The sequence below is a fragment of the Pandoraea oxalativorans genome (assembly GCF_000972785.3).
GTDB lineage: Bacteria > Pseudomonadota > Gammaproteobacteria > Burkholderiales > Burkholderiaceae > Pandoraea > Pandoraea oxalativorans.
Genome location: NZ_CP011253.3, coordinates 2490541 through 2508222 on the forward strand (window position 1 = coordinate 2490541; position 17682 = coordinate 2508222).

Sequence of the window (17682 nt, forward strand, 5' to 3'; positions counted from 1 at the left end):
CCTCTCAGGCATATCGATATGTCTTTAATGACGTTGGGGACAAATGAAAGCTATTCCCAATTGGGGTAAAATGGCGGGGTTTTCCCGTCCATAACCGATAGTGCGTACACCTGATGCGCCTGGAGTTCGGGCATCGGGCCGTCAAGGATGGCCTGCGAAAGCGTCGTTCAGGCAAGTCTGGTTGTACGGGGCAATGACCCGTTCGACCGTGCCGAAGCGCTGTGCCGCCGCCTCCGTTAAACGTCAAGTCAATATGAGCATTCAGAATCAACAGACCGTGCTGGAAGTCCACCACTGGACCGACACGTTGTTCAGCTTCAAGACCACTCGCGACGCTTCGTTCCGTTACGTCAATGGCCAGTTCACGATGATCGGCCTGGAAGTGGATGGCAAGCCGCTGCTGCGCGCCTATAGCATGGCGAGCGCCAATTACGAGGAAGAGCTGGAGTTCCTGAGCATCAAGGTGCAGGACGGTCCGCTCACCTCGCGGTTGCAAAACATCAAGCCGGGCGACAAGGTGATCGTTGGCCGCAAGCCCACGGGCACGCTGATCGACGACAACCTCCTGCCGGGCAAGAATCTGTATCTGCTCTCGACGGGCACGGGCCTTGCACCGTTCATGAGCATCATCCGCGACCCGGAAGTCTACGATCGCTATGAGCACATCATCCTGGTGCACGGCTGCCGCTTCACCAGCGAACTCGCCTACCGCGATCTGATCACCCAGCATCTGCCGGAGCACGAGTATCTGGGCGAGTATGTCCGCGACAAGCTGATCTACTACCCGACGGTCACGCGTGAAGATTTCGAAAATCAGGGTCGTATTACGGAACTGGTCGAGTCCGGCAAGATCTTCACGGACATCGGTCTGCCGGAGTTTTCGCCGGAACACGACCGCGTCATGCTGTGCGGCAGCCCGGCCATGCTCAAGGACACTCGTGAACTGCTCGAAAAGCGCGGCTTCGTGGAAGGTCACAACCACGCGCCGGGCCATTACCTCGTCGAGCGCGCCTTCGTCGGCTGATCGACGATTGCACAGTAGGCAGAACAAGCAGAAGAGAGGGGGCGGGGCTAGCGTCATTTTTCGCCAGTTGTCCCGCCGCCGAGAGAAGGGCCGCTCATCGAGCGGCCCTTTTTCATTTCATGAACCTCTCGGCCGACGATCAGAAATCCATCGTCGCACTGGCGAGGAACGTGCGGGTCGAGCCGGGCAGCACGAACCCGTTGTACGTGGTCGTCCAGTAGTGCTTGTCCGTCAGGTTGTTGATGGCGGCACGCAACACCACCGACTTTCCGGCAATACGCGTGGCGTACTTGGCCGACACATCGATCGTCGTATAAGCCGGAATCGACAAGGTGTTGGCGGCGTCGACTTCCTGCTGTCCCGTCACCTTCACGCCCGCCGCCACGGTCAGGCCGCGCACGAACGGGGTGTCGTACTCGACACGACCGGTGACGACATAGCGGGGTGCCGCAAAGACACGCTTACCTGCAACGTTCGGATCGTCGACGTCCACGGCCTTCGTATTGAGCAGCAGCACGCCGCCCATCACGCGCCAGTCACGCGCCAGCCGCACCCAGCCGCTGGCGTCGAGCCCCTGGAAGCGCTGCGTGCCGTCCTGGACGTAGAAGTTCGACGCGTTGGTGTAGCCGTAGCCGCGCTCGACACGGAACAGCGCCAGATTCGCGCCCCACGACTGCTTGTCGGCCTTCCAGCCCACTTCGTATTGCTTGCTCCTGAGCGGCCCGTAGGTCGTCGGATAGTTGCTGTCGGTGATGGCGGCCGAGCCGCCCGGTTCCAGCGATTCGACGTAGCTCGCGTACGCGGTCGAATCGTTGTCCGTCTTGTACATCAGTGCCAGCGTCGGGGTGACGGGCTTGGCTTTGTACGAGGCCGTCGTCTGTGCGTTGATGTCATACAGATCGTCGTTGAACTGTGTGTAACGCAAGCCGACCAGCGCGGAAATTCGCGACGTGATGTCCACCGTATCGCTCGCGTAGGCGGCGCGTTGCGAGATCTTCTCGCTGCGGTACGGCTGGTAGTCCATGCCGATGTCCTGATTCGGCAACAGCGACGGGTTGTAGATGTTGCTCGTGCCGAGCGAAATGCCGTTGCCGCCCAGACCGTTGTCGTTGAGCTTCACCTGGCTTTGGTAGGCGACGCCGAACACGACGTTGTGCTTGAACGGGCCGGTGGCGAATTTGCCTTCGACCATGGCGTCCCATGCCTGGTAGTAGTACGCCGTCTTCCATTTGTACTGCGTGTCGGTGTAATCGCCGGCCGAATTCGTGACGAAGAGGAAGCTGTCGCCGTTCAGGCGATTCTGACGTGCGAAGCGATACTTGAAGTTCGCCTTCCACTGATCGTCGATGCGGTAGTCGAGGGCGGTACCTGCGGTCAGCGCATCGGTTTCGTAGTACGTGAACGGTTGGGCGAGATTGCGCGCGACCTTGTTGGCGTCGGGGGCCGCCGTCGCGCCACCGAAGCTCATGCCGAACAGCGTGCCCGTCGTCTGACGCTTCCAGTACGCGATGTCGGCCGACCACGTCAGATCGGGCGTGATGCGCAAGTCGGTCGCGAACGAGATCGTCTTACGACGCACATGGTTATTCGGCTCGGCGGTATTGCCTTCCTCGTTGACGAGGTTCAGGCGATAGCCGAAGCGGTTGTCGGGGCCGAAGCGTCCGCCCAGATCGAGCTTCTGGCTCCACACGTTGTTGGCTTCGCAGCCGACCGAGAACTGACGCAGCGGCTCGTCCGTCGGGCGTTTCAGCACGTAGTTGACGATGCCGCCCGGCGCACCGAAGCCGTACATGAAGCCGGACAGCCCCTTGAGCAGCTCGACCTGTTCGAACGGTTCGAGCGGAATGTCGGCCTGCCATGAGACGAAGTTCTGACCGTCGATCTTGGTGCCGTCGAGCATGTCGACGCGCATACCGCGCACTGCAAAGTACGAGTTTTCGTTGCGCTTGTTTTCCGAGAGCGTGGTGACGGCCGGGTCCCACTTGAAGGCATCCGTCGCCGTCTGCGCCATCTGATTCCTGATCTGCTCGCTGTTCACGCCGACGACCGAGAACGGCGTGTTCACGGCACGCCGCGTGCCGAGTGCGCCGCTCGTCACCCGCTCGACCTTGACGTCTTCATCGCGGTTGCTCGACACGGTCGTCGTGGGCAGCACCGCAGTGTCTTTCGCGGCGGGTTGCCCCTCCGACACCTGCGGCGCCTGCTGTGCGTAAGCCGTACCGGACACGACGGTCAGCGATGCCGCGCATATCGCAAACACACCAGCGATGGCGCGCGTGATGGGCGAGGGGGCTGGAACGTGGTGAGGCTTCAGGTCGTGCGCGGCGTGAGGACGAGCGAATCCTCGCCCTGCAAGCGGGCGGTGTTGCAACATCGGTACATCTCCCTGTAGATGACGCGCCGTGTGCCAGCGCGTCCGTCGTGAATCGATCTTTTATTTGTGGGGTGTGTGCGGCATGACCTGTGCCGTGGTTTGGGCTGACGCAGTCGGGCGTGCCCAGACGCTGTTCGGATCGCCGAGTCGTGCACGACGCCAGGTCGCACGCGCGAACAGCGCGAAGATCGCGGCACCGGCGAGGGCGATCAGATCGACGCCAGCGAGCACCCAGTCGCCATTGGCGAGCGTGCGCACGAGATTGTCGGGCGTGAACATCGCATCGACGGCGGGAATTGCTAGGCAGGCGAGCGCAGTCGCCACGAGCAATCCGGTCGCGGCCAACGCAGGCGCGCTCAGCGCGGCAAAGAGCATCGATAGCACGATCGTGACGACAAAGATCGACAGCGACGTCGCACCCGGCGCGACCACGGCAGCGACGAACGCCACAGCGATGCCGAGGCAAGTGCCAAGGAATACACCAGCCGTTGCCTTCGCCATCCATCGCAGGTTGGCGGGCTGAATGGCGGCGTTGCGCTTGCGGCGCGATTCGAGCCAGAGCAGATTGCCGCTGTATACCAGCACGGCACCCATCAGGCCGAGGATGAAGTACACCCAGCGCATGACGTCGCCCGCGAAATTACCGAAGTGCGCGCCATAGATCATGCTGAGCACGGCGTGATTCGTGTCGCGCACGCCGGGGCTGTGCTGGCCGACGATCTCGCCGTCGTTCAGGCGAACCGCCACGGCACCGAAGACGCCCAGCGAATCGTTTGCTTCGCCATAGACTTCGGCCACGGCGTCCGGTTTGCCGTAGCGCGACCAGGCGACGGCCGTCGTCTCCAGATCGGGGGCGGCGTGTTCGGCGCGCGCCAGCACTGCCTGAAGATCGAGCGGCTTGCCGTCGACCGGTGCGATCCTGGCGGGCACGGCGCCCGTCATCTGCAAGAACTGCGGGGCGAGCTTGTTCTCGAACGTCAGCACGTTGAACGCCATCATCAGCGGCAGGCTCAGGCACAGCAGTGCACCTGTGAGCGCAAAGACGATATGAAACGGCAGGCTCAGCACGCCGATGGCATTGTGCGCGTCTTGCCAGAAGCGCTTCAGATTGCGTCCGGGGCGCAGCGCGAAGATGTCGCGCGTCACGCGCGGCAGGTGCACGATCACGCCGGAAATCAGCGCCATGCCATAGAACAGCGACACGACGCCCATCAGGTACAGGCCGTACGTCGGAATCGAGAGCGAGTAATGCAGCGAATTGACGGTGTTCGGCAGACCGGGGCGCGCATCGCCCGTGACGAGCGACGACGCAGTGCCGTCTGCATTCAGACGCAATCGCGCCCGCATCCATTCGCCATCGGGCTGCTGCCAGTAGGCGAAAGGCATGGGCGAATGGTTCGGCAGCACCACGCCCATTTGCTCGCGGGCGGCCGGATACTGCGCACGAACCATCTCGGCGAGCTGCTCCGTCTGCGCGAGCGAGAGTGGCGCATGACGCGTCACCGGTTGCTCCCAGCGTTCGATTTCGTGATGAAAGACGGTCAGCGCGCCGCCGAGCATGGCGACGAACAATGCGAAACCGGCCACGATGCCGGCCCACGTATGGACACTCAGGTATTGACGAAGGGTTTGGGCGCGCATCGATCGATCCTTACCAGACAGTGCGCGCCAACAGCAGCGCGGCCCATGCGACGACAGTGGTCGCTCCGATGCCGACCCATGCACGCGCCGCAGTGCGGCTCGCGTAGACGACGGCGAACAGGCCCAGCCACACGAGCGGGAAGAGGGCGATGACGGGGATGGCGGCGGTTTGCCAGCCGGCCGGTGTCATGTAGGCGATGGCGCCGCACACGGCGATGGCCGCGAAGAAGCCGAGCACAAGGCCCGCGAAGGTTCTACTCCACATGGGCGTCTCCGCGCAGCCAATGCCAGCCACCCGCCGCATACGGCCAGAAAAGCAGGCCGAAGCACAGCGACATGAACGCGGAGGCAATACCGGCCGACGGACCGGCGACCAACCACCAGCAAACGAGGCTCGCAATGGCTGCGATCAGGGCTATCGCGCGCGCAGGCTGTGCCGCCAGACGTTGCGCGCACAGTCGCTGGTGTTCCGAAGTGAGGTAGCAGGCGGCGCCTGCCACCCATGCCAGTGCAATGGCCAATGCAATCAACATGCTCGCGAGTGACTGATAAGTGAGCGCAAAAAGCAGGAATACGGACGTTATGCCGAGCGCCTCGCATCTGTCGTCAGGCTGCAACGGAAACGAAAACGCCGCCCTGAGGCGACGTGGCTGGCAGCGCAAATCCACAGACGGCGTCGGTCGCTCGTTACATCGCGCATTCAGAGGAATGGTGATGTAAACGTTAACGAAAACGATTCGCATTTATATCATGATTCGGACAAATCCTGAAAGGATAGGTCCGAAATCCACAACAGGCCGCGCGTCTTGCGTGGCGCGCAGACAACGACGCCCGGGGCGTCGTTGTCATTAAGGCGCGAAGGCGCTATTGCGCGAACTGGACGGTGGTCGTCAGGCTGCTGGCTGGCAGCGGTCCGCGGAACTGGCGGAGGATGGCCTGCCAGTAAGGAATGACCGGGCCGGACGAAGGTTGCGCGGCGTCGATTTCCGGCAGCAGGTGCCAGGGCGCAGTGGGGTACTGATGGTGAACGCGGTGCAGATGGTGATTGAGCACGAGCAGGCGTGCCCACGCGGGCGAGCGGAAGTTGCGCGAGCGTGCGGGTTCGTCCATCGCCACACCGTAGTGCGGCAGGTTGTCGGCGATGGACAGCCAGATGCCGCGCGCGACGAACGTCACCGCAAATACCGGCCACCAGGGACCGTACGCCCACACCGCAACACCGAGTGCGAGGAGCATCACCAGGAAATCGCGTCGAATACGGCGACGTCGCACCGGATCGGAGGCGAACATCACGACACGGCGACGCACATCGTCGTCCTGCGGGTCGGCCCCCAGTGCGCTCACGGCAAGCGAGGGCAGGCGCTTGACCGGCAACCAGGCGATGAGCGGTGCGAACAGTTCCGTGAACCACATGCCGCCCAGCAGGCGCGACTGATAGCCGAGCCAACGTCTGGCACGCGCGACGAACGGCGCATCGGCGGGCAAGGTCGAGATGTCGGGGCGGTCGTAGGGGTGACGCGTGAACCGGTGATGCATCAGATGCCCGAATCGCATGATCTCGAAGGGCAGCCCAAGCAGCAAGGAGAGCGAGCGGCCGGTGCGTTCGTTCGCGCGGGGCTTGAGGCGTAGCTGGCCGTGGATGGACTCGTGGATCAGCCCCCAGTGCATGGGCGTGAGAAGCAGTACGGGCAGCAGCGTCAGCAACGCCATCTCACCCCCATGGCGCAGCGCCCATCCCAGTCCCAGCCATTGCCAGAATCCGGCGAGCGTCGTCACGCCGATCAGCACGGGGTTCCAACGCGACGGTCTGGCGTGACGCCACAGCGCTGGCGAAGGCGTCGCAACGCTCTCGACCGTGGCGCTGACGCAGGGCGTGGCGGCGTCGATCTCGACCGGGCGCGCAACGACGTTCTCCATGAAGTCTCCGGGGCATGGCGGACATGACGTGGCCTGACGTCGCCGATGTCGAACGGATCGCATGGGGCGCGCGGATCGCATCGGGCAACGTAAGCGCCCGGGGCGGCGATCCACCCCGTAGCGACGAGAGTGTACGCCGGGTGCCAGGATGGAAATATGTCAGTCGTATTGCGGCGCCTTACTTTCGTCGCGTTTCCGTCGTACGCGGCTGATTCTTTACGGACGGGCAGGTTACTGAGGACTGCCAAGGCTATCGAACTGCTCAGCCCCCGTCGAGGTCAGCCGGGCGAGTTGCAGGCCGCGCTCACCGTCTTCGAGGGCGACCCACCCGGCCTCAGTGAGCACGCTGAGATAGCGCAGCAGCGTGCTCATGGGCAATGCGCTGCGCTTGGCCAGACGCGCGAGCGACATCGACTCGCGGCCTTCGCGACGCCCGTCGGCGAGCGTTTGCAGCAAGCGGGCGAGTTCTTGCTCCGCCTGTGCCAGTTCGCCGTCGGCGGTGCTGGGGAAGTCAGCCAAGGCGGCGCTCCAGCAACACCGGCACGGACTTGGATGTCGGGGTGCCTGCGCCGTCGGCGACGGCGTCGAGCGGCACGAGCCCGTTCGTCTCCGGGTAGTACGCGGCGATGCTGCCGCGCGGAATGTCGTAGGCGACCAGCAGGAAGTCGTCCGCGCGCCGGGCGATGCCGTCGTTCCATACGCCGATGAGGTCGATCCGCTCGCCTGCGCGCAGACCGCGTGCATCCAGATCCTCGATGTTCGCGAAGACGACGCGACGCTGACCGAAGACGCCCCGATACCGGTCGTTCAGCCCGTAGATCGTGGTGTTGTACTGATCGTGCGAGCGGATGGTGGCGAGTTGCAACACGTCTGCGCCGCGATCCCCCGCCTGTTTGCGGGCGACGTCGATGGGCAACTCGGCGGGGAGCGGGTGCGTGGTGAAGTTCGCGCGGCCGTTGGCGGTGAGCCATTGGCGCTCCGACGGCGGCACCGATAGGCGGAAGCCGCCCGGATGGCGCACGCGGCGGTTGAAGTCGGCGAAGTCGTCGAACGTGGCGGCAATGGCGTCGCGAATGCGGTCGTAGTCTTCGGTGTACCAATGCCAGTCGTCATGGCCACCGACGGCGCGGCCCATCGTCGCCTGCGCCATGCCCGCGACAATGGCGGGCTCCGAGCGCAAATGCGCCGACGCCGGGGCGTTGATGCCGTACGACAGGTGCACCATGCTCATCGAATCTTCGACGCTCACGCCTTGCACTGCACCGTTCTGCCTATCGATTTCCGTGCGGCCGAGACACGGCAGGATCAGTGCGTCGCGACCGTGCACCAGATGGCTGCGGTTGAGTTTCGTCGCCACATGCACGGTCAGGTCGCACTGACGCAGACCTTCCCACGTGCGTGGCGTATCGGGCGTGGCCATCGCGAAATTGCCGCCCATCGCGATGAAGACCCGGATCTGTCCGGCGAGCATTGCCGAGATCGTGTCGACGACGCCCAGGCCTTCGCGGCGCGGTGGCGCGAAGTCGAAGACCTGCCCGATCCGGTCGAGGAATGCGGCCGTCGGCTTCTCGTTGATGCCGACGGTGCGGTCGCCCTGGACGTTGCTGTGACCGCGCACGGGGCAGAGCCCTGCGCCCGGACGGCCGATGTTGCCGCGCAGGAGCATGAGGTTGACGATCATCTGGATCGTTGCCACCGCCTGCTTGTGTTGCGTGATGCCCATGCCCCAGGTCGCGATGACCCGCTCGCCGCGCAGATAAACGTCTGCAATCTGGCACATCTGCGCCTGCGACACGCCGGACGCGCGTTCAAGGTCATCCCAGCGCTCGGCGCGCACGTCGGCGGCGAAGCCGTCGAAGCCGTGCGTGTGTTCGGCGATGAAGGCGTCGTCGAGCAGGGCGGGGTCGCCGTTGGCGCGGGCCTCGGCATCACGCGCCAGCACGTGTTTGATGACGCCCTTCACGAAAGCGAAGTCGCCGCCGCTCGCCGGCGTGACATAGTGGCCGCTGATGGCCGTGCCGCCCATGCTCAGCATTTCCCCCGCACTTTGCGGGTCCGCGAAGCGCTCGAGGCCGCGCTCATGCAACAGGTTGATCGAGACGATGGTCGCGCCGCGTTTGGCCGCTTCGCGCAACTCGCCGAGCATGCGCGGATGGTTGGTGCCCGGGTTTTGCCCGAACAACAGCAACGTATCGGCCTGTTCGAAGTCTTCGAGCGTCACCGTGCCTTTGCCCAGACCGACGACCGGGGGCAACCCCACGCTGGTCGGCTCATGACACATATTCGAACAATCGGGGAAGTTGTTCGTGCCGTACCGACGCACAAACAGTTGATATAGGAATGCCGCTTCGTTGCTCGTGCGTCCCGAGGTGTAGAACGCCGCCTGGTCGGGGTCGGGCAACGCACGCAGATGCTCGCCGATCATGGCGAACGCGGCATCCCATTCGATGGGCAGATAGCGATCGGTGGCGGCGTCGTAGCGCATCGGATGCGTGAGGCGGCCGTAACCTTCAAGCGTGTAGTCGTCGAGTTCGAGCAACTCGGTGACGGTGTGCGCGGCGAAGAACTCGGGCGTCACCCGGCGCTTGGTCGCTTCGGCCGCGACGGCCTTTGCGCCGTTTTCACAGAATTCGAAGGTCGACGCATGCTCGCGGTCCGGCCAGGCGCAGCCGGGGCAATCGAAGCCGCTGGGCTGGTTCGCGCTGAGTAGCGTGCGCGCGCCTTTGAGCGGGATGCCTTGCGTGACGAGTTGGATGGCGACGTTCTTGAGCGCGCCCCAACCGCCGGCAGGGCGGTCGTACGGGGCAATTTTCGGGGCAGACATGGCGCGTGTTCGGGCAAGAGTGACCGGCGCATTGCGCCAACTTCGGGGGAGCGCAACGTCCAGAGGAAAACGGTTGACGTAAAATAGGCAAATTGATGCATAATTGCGAGACATTTCGCCCGCAACTTCGCGCGAATGTCGAGCGGGTAATGCCCGTTAGATCGACGTTTGTAGGCATGGTATCAGGATTTTGCATAAATTGATTTATGCAATTAATAGCATATAAGGTGAGCTCATGAAGCGTATCTCAATTGCCCCGCAACTTCGTTTTCGCCATGACGGCAACGACCTGCCGCTCGACAAGGTGTTGTCGCTGCTCACGGAGGTGCAGGCGCACGGCAACTTGCAGGCCGCCAGTCAGGTGCTGGGGCAGTCGTACCGTGGCGCATGGGGGCACGTGAAGGAAGTGGAGTCGCTCATGGGTGCGCCGTTGCTCACGATGGCGCGCGGGCGCGGCGCCGTGCTTACGCCGCTCGCGCAGCGATTGCTCTGGGGGCAGAAGCGCCTGCAGGCAAGGCTCGGGCCGTTGCTGGAGACGATGGCATCCGAATTGCAGACCGAACTCGACGATTTGTTGCTTCAGGAAACCGGCCAGTTGCGGCTTTTCGCGAGTCACGGTCTGGCGGTGGCGGCGCTGGTCGATTTCGCGGGACGTGCGGGGTTGCCCATCGACGTCAGCTATCGCGGCAGCATTGAAGCGATTGCCGCGCTGGCCAAGCACGAATGCGAAGTCGCGAGCTTTCACGTGCCGATTGGCGCGCTCGCCGAGCCGGTGCTCGAGCAGTACATGCCGCTGCTCAAGGGCAAGTCGTATCGCGTGGTGGATGTGGCGTCGCGGCGTCTCGGTTTGCTCGTAGCGCGCGGCAACCCGCTCGGCATCAGGACACTGGCCGATCTGCCGCGCACGGGCGCGCGCTTCGCGAACCGCGAGCGCGGGTCAGGTACGCGCATCATTTACGACCTGCTGCTGGCGCAGGACGGCATCGATCCCGCGACCGTGGCCGGTGCCGAGAACATCGAATTCACACATGCCGCCGTCGCCGCCTATATCGCCAGCGGACGCGCCGACGCGGGTCTCGCCATCGAAGCTGCCGCGAATCAGTTCGGCCTCGATTTCATCCCGATCCTCACGGAGCGTTACTGCCTGATGTTCCCTGAGAGTGGCGGCGAGTCCCCGCATCTTCAGGCTTTGCTTGAGATTCTTCAGAGCGGCGAATACCGGCAGGCCGTTCACGCCATCCCGGGCTACAGCGAAGGGGCGACGGGGTTGGTGGCGTCGCTGTCCGAAGCGTTTCCGTCGTTGGGGTAATGTTTTCCATGTGTATTTTTATGCATATATGGTGCGGGACGTTTTTCAATGACCGAGGCCCGGCCCGCATGGGCTGGATGTCTGCATCATGCTGCGATGCAGCGCGAATGCTCGCGTGAGGATATCGGTATTTGCACGAGGCTTGTTGGGGCGGAGCGTTTGGTCTACTGTCATAAGGACTGAGCCCCCAAAAGACTTATCGTCATCATATGCAATGAAGAACATATGAGATGAGGTCTTGCCCCAGGAGACAATTCGAGATGGTGCCCACACCTCATGCGACGCTCGCGTCGCTGCTGGCTCGCCACGCCGGCCGCGCACACGAGTTGTTGCCGTTGCTGCATGCCTTGCAGGACACGGAAGGCTATGTCGATCCCGCCCACGTGCCGGCCATCGCTGCCGCGCTGAACCTCTCGCGTGCCGAAGTCCACGGCGTCATCACCTTCTATCACCACTTTCGCAGCGCGCCGCCACCGTCGACCGTCGTACAGGTCTGCCGGGCGGAAGCCTGTCGCAGTCGCGACGGCGAAGCGCTCGTCGCCCATGTGCAAGCCCGTACCGGCGCGCACATCGATGGCGACGCATGTCATGGCGTGGGTGTCGAATCGGTCTACTGCCTTGGTCAATGTGCGTTGTCGCCTGCCGTGACGATCAATGGCGAATTGCATGCGCGCGTCAGTCCGGCGCGTTTCGACGTGCTGCTCGCCGATGCCGTTGCCAGCAAGGAGGGTCGTCATGACTGAGACGGCGAAGTCTTTCCGTATCTACATTCCGCGTGACTCCGCCGCGCTCGCGCTCGGCGCAGATAGGGTTGCGGCGGCGGTGGCTGCCGAGGCGACCCGGCGTGGCGTTGCCATCGATATCGTTCGCAATGGCTCGCGGGGCCTGTTCTGGCTGGAGCCGCTCGTCGAGGTGGCGACGCCTGCGGGACGCGTGGGATACAGCAACGTGCGGCCGTCGCAGGTCGCAGCGCTGTTCGACGGCGGTTGGCCCGCATGCGCGGCGAAAGATGCGGAGCGCGATGTCTCGCACGAAAATCCCGACGGAAGCTGGGATGCGGCCATGCCCGCCTGCGTGGGGCGCGTCGAGGCGATTCCGTATCTGGTGCGTCAGCAACGATTGACGTTCGCCCGCGTGGGCGTGACCGACCCGCTGGACCCGGCCGACTACGAGGCGCACGGCGGCCTCGCGGGGCTTCGCGCCTGTCTTGCGCTCGACGCCGAGGCGGCCTGTCAGACGGTGCTCGACTCGGGGCTGCGCGGACGCGGCGGTGCGGCATTCCCGGCAGGCATCAAGTGGCGCACGGTAAGTCGCGCGCAGTCCGTGCAGAAGTACGTCGTGTGCAATGCGGACGAAGGCGACTCCGGTACGTTCGCCGACCGCCTCATCATGGAAAGCGATCCGTTCGTGCTTATCGAAGGGATGATGATCGCGGCGCTGAGCGTGGGCGCGAGCGAAGGCATCGTCTACGTGCGCAGCGAATATCCGCACGCCATTGCGGCACTGGAGGCGGCGATGGCCGTAGCGCGCCGTGAGGGCTGGCTCGGGCCGGATGTCCTCGGCTCCGGACGCGCCTGCGAATTGCGTGTGGCGAAGGCCGCTGGCGCTTATATCTGCGGCGAGGAAACGGCGCTGCTCGAAAGCCTCGAAGGCAAGCGCGGCGTGGTGCGTGCCAAGCCGCCGATCCCCGCGCTGTCCGGTCTTTTCGGACAACCCACGCTCATCAACAACGTGATCACGCTGGCGAGCGTGCCGTTCATCTTCGCGCATGGGGCGCAGACCTATCGCGAGTACGGCATGGGCCGGTCGCAGGGCACGCTGCCGGTGCAACTGGCGGGCAACATCCGTCGCGGCGGGCTGGTGGAACTGGCATTCGGTGTGACGTTGCGCACGCTGCTCGACGACTTCGGTGGTGGCACGGCGAGCGGGCGTCCCGCGAAGGCCATCCAGGTCGGCGGGCCGCTCGGCGCTTATCTGCCCGAGGCGCAATGGGACGTGCCGATGGACTACGAGGCCTACGCGGCATTAGGTGCTGTGGTGGGGCATGGCGGTGTTGTGGTCCACGACGACACGGCCGACATGGCCGGACTGGCGAGCTATGCGATGGAATTTTGCGCGCTCGAATCGTGCGGCAAATGCACGCCGTGCCGTATCGGGTCGACGCGGGGCGTCGAGGTGATCGAGCGGATCCGGCGCGGGGATACGTCCGCGCGTCAGGTGAAGCTGCTGCACGACCTTTGCGACACGATGGTGTCCGGCTCACTCTGCGCGATGGGCGGCATGACGCCGTTCCCCGTGCGCTCCGCACTCGAACACTTCCCGGCGGACTTCGGTCTGCCCGACGGCGCCGGATGCGCCGAAGCCGCCTGACACGTCAAGGTCCGAAGCCTGCACGTCTGAATGGGAGAACGACACATGATCCATCCGAATGCACAAGTCGTGCCGGGCTACGGTCCGGACATGGGCACGCCGCGGCGTGAGAGCGAAGTCGAGGTCACGCTGGAGATCGACGGTCTGAGCGTGACGGTTCCGGCCGGCACCTCGATCATGCGCGCCGCAGCGGGCAACGACGTCAACATCCCCAAGCTCTGTGCGACAGATTCGCTCGAACCGTTCGGGTCGTGCCGCCTGTGTCTGGTCGAGATCGAAGGGCGGCGCGGTTTCCCCGCCTCGTGCACGACGCCCGTCGAACCTGGCATGAAGGTACGCACCCAATCACCGAAGTTGCAGGACCTGCGGCGCAACGTGATGGAGCTTTACATCTCCGATCACCCGCTGGACTGCCTGACGTGCGCGGCCAACGGCGATTGCGAGTTGCAGGACATGGCCGGTGTGACCGGACTGCGCGAAGTCCGCTACGGCTTCGAGGGCGATAACCACATTCACAGCGCGAAGGACGAGTCCAATCCGTACTTCACCTACGACCCATCGAAATGCATCGTGTGCAACCGATGCGTACGGGCTTGCGAGGAGACGCAGGGTACCTTCGCGCTGACGATCTCCGGGCGTGGCTTCGAGGCACGCGTCTCGGCCGGGCAGGATCAGCCGTTTATGGACTCGGAGTGCGTGTCGTGCGGCGCTTGCGTGGCGGCATGCCCGACGGCCACGCTGCAGGAAAAGACCATCGTCGAGATGGGGCAGCCCGAGCACGCGGTCGTGACGACGTGCGCGTACTGCGGCGTCGGCTGCGCGTTCAAGGCGGAGATGAAGGGCGGCGAGGTCGTGCGCATGACCCCGTACAAGGACGGTCTCGCGAACGAAGGCCATGCCTGCGTGAAGGGCCGCTTCGCCTGGGGCTACGCCACACACAAGGAGCGCATCACCAAGCCGATGATCCGCAGCAAGATCACCGATCCGTGGCGCGAAGTGTCGTGGGACGAGGCGCTCGACTACGCAGCGTCGGAGTTCCGTCGGCTGCAGGCGAAGTACGGTGTCGACGCCATTGGCGGCATTACGTCGTCGCGCTGCACGAACGAAGAGACGTATCTGGTGCAGAAGCTCGTGCGGGCTGCCTTCGGCAATAACAACGTGGATACCTGCGCGCGCGTCTGTCATTCGCCGACAGGCTACGGACTGAAGCAGACGCTCGGCGAGTCCGCCGGTACCCAGACCTTCAAGTCGGTCGAACACGCCGACGTGATTCTCGTGATGGGCGCGAACCCGACGGACGGGCATCCTGTGTTCGCCTCGCGACTCAAGCGTCGTGTGCGCGAGGGGGCGAAGCTCATCGTGATCGATCCGCGTCGCATCGACATCGTCGACGGACCGCACGTGAAGGCGGCATTCCATTTGCCGCTGCGTCCCGGTACCAACGTGGCGATGGTCAATGCGCTGGCGCACGTGATCGTCACCGAGGGACTGCTCGCCGAGGCGTTCATTGCCGAGCGGTGCGAAGACCGCGCGTTTGCGCAGTGGCGCGATTTCGTGGCGCTGCCGGAGAATTCGCCCGAGGCGGTGTCCGTGGTGACGGGCGTGCCTGCCGAGCAGATTCGCGGTGCTGCGCGCTTGTACGCGACGGGCGGCAACGCGGCGATCTACTACGGGCTGGGCGTCACTGAGCACGCGCAGGGCTCGACCACGGTCATGGGCATCGCAAACCTGGCGATGGCGACGGGTAACGTCGGGCGCGAAGGGGTCGGTGTGAACCCGTTGCGCGGACAGAACAACGTGCAGGGCTCGTGCGACATGGGCTCGTTCCCGCACGAATTGCCCGGCTACCGGCATGTGTCCGATACGGTGGTGCGCGAGGAGTTCGAAGCCGCATGGGGCGTGACGTTGCAGGCCGAGCCGGGGCTGCGGATCCCGAACATGTTCGATGCGGCCATCCACGGCAGCTTCAAGGGACTTTACTGTCAAGGCGAGGACATCGTGCAGTCCGACCCCAACACGCAGCACGTGGCGGCGGCGATGGAGGCCATGGAGTGCATCGTCGTGCAGGACATCTTCCTGAACGAGACCGCCAAGTATGCACACGTGCTGTTGCCGGGCACGACGTTCCTCGAAAAGGACGGTACGTTCACCAACGCCGAGCGACGCATTTCGCGCGTGCGCCGGGTGATGGCGCCGTTGCCGGGCATGGCCGACTGGGAAGTCACCATCGCGCTGGCCAGGCGGCTCGGCTACGACATGCCTTATGCGCACCCGTCCGAGATCATGGACGAGATCGCGCGGCTCACGCCGACGTTCCATGGCGTGAGTTATGCGCGTCTGGACGAAGCGGGCAGCCTGCAATGGCCGTGCAACGACGAGGCGCCCGACGGCACGCCGATCATGCACGTCGACGCCTTTGTGCGCGGCAAGGGGCGCTTCATCATCACGCGTTACGTGCCGACGGACGAGAAGGTCACACCGCGCTATCCGCTGCTGCTCACCACGGGACGCATCCTCTCGCAATACAATGTCGGAGCGCAGACGCGCCGCACGCACAACGTTCACTGGCACGACGAAGATCGGCTCGAAATCCACCCGCACGATGCGCAGGAGCGGGGTATCAAGGATGACGACTGGGTCGGCATCCGAAGCCGGGCGGGCGAGACCGTGCTGCGCGCGGTGCTCAGCGAACGTATGCAACCCGGCGTGGTTTACACGACGTTCCATTTCCCTGAATCGGGCGCGAACGTCATCACGACGGATAACTCGGACTGGGCAACGAATTGCCCGGAATACAAGGTGACGGCCGTGCAGGTCCTGCCAGTGGTGCAGCCCTCGGCATGGCAGGCCCAGTATTCGTCCTTCAACCGCACGCAGCTCGAACTGCTCGATGCGGCCCGCAACCCTGCCGAACCGGTGCCGGCGAAGTAGGGCGCGAACCCTGGAATGACCTGGAGTCAGTGTTTGACGATGTCCAACCCGTTACGTGAAGTGGCTGAAGGCCGCGAAGCCGGTGAATTGTCCGGCGATGCCAGCAATGAGATCGATGGCATCGCCGCCACCGTGTGCGACGTCGCGCCAACAGCCATCGACCCCGAAAGCCTCTCGCCGCACGCGACATTCGCCGTGCGGCGCTTCCGTCATGGCGCGTGGCAGGCGGCTAGCGACGAACTCGCCGAGGAAGTGCCCGTCGCGCTGGAGTTCAACGGCATCTCGCATGTGGTGATGCTGGCAACGCCGGCCGATATCGAAGACTTCGCGCTGGGGTTCGCGCTGTCGGAAGGCATTCTGAACGACCGGCGCGAGTGCTACGGCGTTGATGTCTCGGCGACCTCGCTGGGCATTACCGCACATCTCGAAGTGTCGTCGCGCGCGTTCGCCGGACTCAAGGAGCGACGCCGCAATCTGACGGGCCGCACCGGCTGCGGGCTTTGCGGCACGGAGAGTCTCGATCAGGTGTTGCGGCCGTTGCCGTCCGCTGGCGAGCCGTTGCGTGTGACCCATGCGGCACTGGCGGCGGCGCATGCGGGGCTTGCCGCGCATCAGGCACTCAACGGCGTGACCGGAGCAGTGCACGGCGCGGCGTGGTGCTCGCCGCAGGGCGAGATCGTTTGTCTTCGGGAAGACGTCGGCCGTCATAACGCGCTCGACAAACTCATCGGCGCGCTGGCCCGCGAAGGGCGCGCATTCGACAGCGGCTTTGTCCTGATGACCAGTCGCGCCAGCGTCGAAATCGTGCAGAAAGCGGCGCAAGTCGGCATTCCGATGGTGGCGGCCGTGTCGGCGGCAACGGCGCTGGCGGTGCGCACGGCGCAGGCGGCGGGTGTTGCACTCGTAGGCTTCGTGCGTGGTGAACAGTGTGTGATTTACACCGGCGGGACGGCGCTCGACGCGCGCGGCTGATCGCCTTGACCCTGATGGAGCGGGAGACTTTCGATGGACGGCAACAACCTCGTGCGTATGGCCAACCGCATTGCAGACTTCTTCGACTCCTTGCCCGATCGCGAGGAAGCGCTGGATCAGGTCGCGACGCATCTGCATAAATTCTGGGATCCACGCATGCGCTCGCAGATTCTGGCTCTCGTCGACACCCCGGACGCGCGGGCCATGCATTCGCTCGTGCGAGAAGCGCTGACGCGTCATCGCGCGCGCCTGACGCCCGCGGCCTGACTGGGCGGACGCGGGCCTACGCTGCTCGCGGTATAGTAGGGGTGACGGTCGCG

The 17682-nt window shown here is 64.4% G+C and carries 14 protein-coding genes; 7 read left to right on the forward strand and 7 right to left on the reverse strand.

The window, feature by feature from the left end; genetic code table 11:
• The first annotated feature begins 253 nt into the window (after positions 1-253).
• Positions 254-1024 (forward strand): ferredoxin--NADP reductase, encoded by a 771-nt coding sequence (locus tag MB84_RS11230; protein ID WP_046293665.1) that lies wholly within the window; start codon positions 254-256, stop codon positions 1022-1024.
• Positions 1025-1163: 139 nt separating this feature from the next.
• Here MB84_RS11230 and MB84_RS11235 read toward each other — a convergent pair whose 3' ends face one another.
• The 7 genes from MB84_RS11235 to MB84_RS11265 all read right to left on the reverse strand — a co-directional run bounded on the left by MB84_RS11235 (position 1164) and on the right by MB84_RS11265 (position 9780).
• Positions 1164-3398: a TonB-dependent siderophore receptor gene (locus MB84_RS11235; RefSeq protein WP_157122693.1), complete on the reverse strand. Its 2235-nt coding sequence runs from the start codon at positions 3396-3398 to the stop codon at positions 1164-1166.
• Positions 3399-3458: 60 nt separating this feature from the next.
• Positions 3459-5039 (reverse strand): PepSY-associated TM helix domain-containing protein, encoded by a 1581-nt coding sequence (locus MB84_RS11240; protein WP_046291845.1) that lies wholly within the window; start codon positions 5037-5039, stop codon positions 3459-3461.
• 10 nt (positions 5040-5049) lie between these two features.
• A complete protein-coding gene (locus tag MB84_RS11245) occupies positions 5050-5304 on the reverse strand; it encodes a hypothetical protein (RefSeq protein WP_052653174.1) in 255 nt (84 codons plus the stop codon).
• Positions 5294-5572 carry a hypothetical protein gene (locus tag MB84_RS29870; RefSeq protein ID WP_052653176.1) on the reverse strand — a complete coding sequence of 93 codons (279 nt, stop codon included), beginning with the start codon at positions 5570-5572 and terminating at the stop codon, positions 5294-5296. Before MB84_RS29870 ends, MB84_RS11245 begins: the two co-directional genes overlap by 11 nt.
• Positions 5573-5903: 331 nt before the next feature.
• Positions 5904-6956 carry a fatty acid desaturase family protein gene (locus MB84_RS11255; protein WP_052653178.1) on the reverse strand — a complete coding sequence of 351 codons (1053 nt, stop codon included), beginning with the start codon at positions 6954-6956 and terminating at the stop codon, positions 5904-5906.
• Positions 6957-7187: 231 nt separating this feature from the next.
• A complete protein-coding gene (locus MB84_RS11260) occupies positions 7188-7475 on the reverse strand; it encodes a helix-turn-helix domain-containing protein (RefSeq protein ID WP_052653180.1) in 288 nt (95 codons plus the stop codon).
• Entirely contained in the window at positions 7468-9780 is a 2313-nt protein-coding gene (locus MB84_RS11265; RefSeq protein ID WP_046291848.1) for an FdhF/YdeP family oxidoreductase, read from the reverse strand. The genes MB84_RS11260 and MB84_RS11265 overlap by 8 nt, the downstream gene beginning before the upstream one ends.
• A 235-nt stretch (positions 9781-10015) precedes the next feature.
• Here MB84_RS11265 and MB84_RS11270 point away from each other — a divergent pair, with 235 nt between their 5' ends.
• The 6 genes from MB84_RS11270 (at position 10016) to MB84_RS11295 (ending at position 17629) form a co-directional block, all read left to right on the forward strand.
• Complete coding sequence (locus tag MB84_RS11270; protein ID WP_046291849.1) at positions 10016-11089, forward strand: substrate-binding domain-containing protein; 1074 nt, start codon at positions 10016-10018, stop codon at positions 11087-11089.
• Between the two features lie 260 nt (positions 11090-11349).
• A complete protein-coding gene (locus tag MB84_RS11275; protein ID WP_046291850.1) occupies positions 11350-11832 on the forward strand; it encodes an NAD(P)H-dependent oxidoreductase subunit E in 483 nt (160 codons plus the stop codon).
• Complete coding sequence (locus tag MB84_RS11280; RefSeq protein WP_046291851.1) at positions 11825-13459, forward strand: formate dehydrogenase beta subunit; 1635 nt, start codon at positions 11825-11827, stop codon at positions 13457-13459. The genes MB84_RS11275 and MB84_RS11280 overlap by 8 nt, the downstream gene beginning before the upstream one ends.
• Before the next feature lie 45 nt (positions 13460-13504).
• The gene (gene fdhF, locus MB84_RS11285) at positions 13505-16390 is read left to right on the forward strand and encodes a formate dehydrogenase subunit alpha (protein ID WP_157122694.1); all 2886 of its coding nucleotides are present in this window, start codon (positions 13505-13507) and stop codon (positions 16388-16390) included.
• 39 nt (positions 16391-16429) lie between these two features.
• Positions 16430-17362 carry a formate dehydrogenase accessory sulfurtransferase FdhD gene (gene fdhD / locus MB84_RS11290; RefSeq protein WP_245725565.1) on the forward strand — a complete coding sequence of 311 codons (933 nt, stop codon included), beginning with the start codon at positions 16430-16432 and terminating at the stop codon, positions 17360-17362.
• Between the two features lie 33 nt (positions 17363-17395).
• Positions 17396-17629, forward strand: a complete 234-nt coding sequence (locus MB84_RS11295; RefSeq protein ID WP_046291853.1) for a formate dehydrogenase subunit delta — start codon at positions 17396-17398, stop codon at positions 17627-17629.
• The last annotated feature ends 53 nt before the right edge of the window (positions 17630-17682 follow it).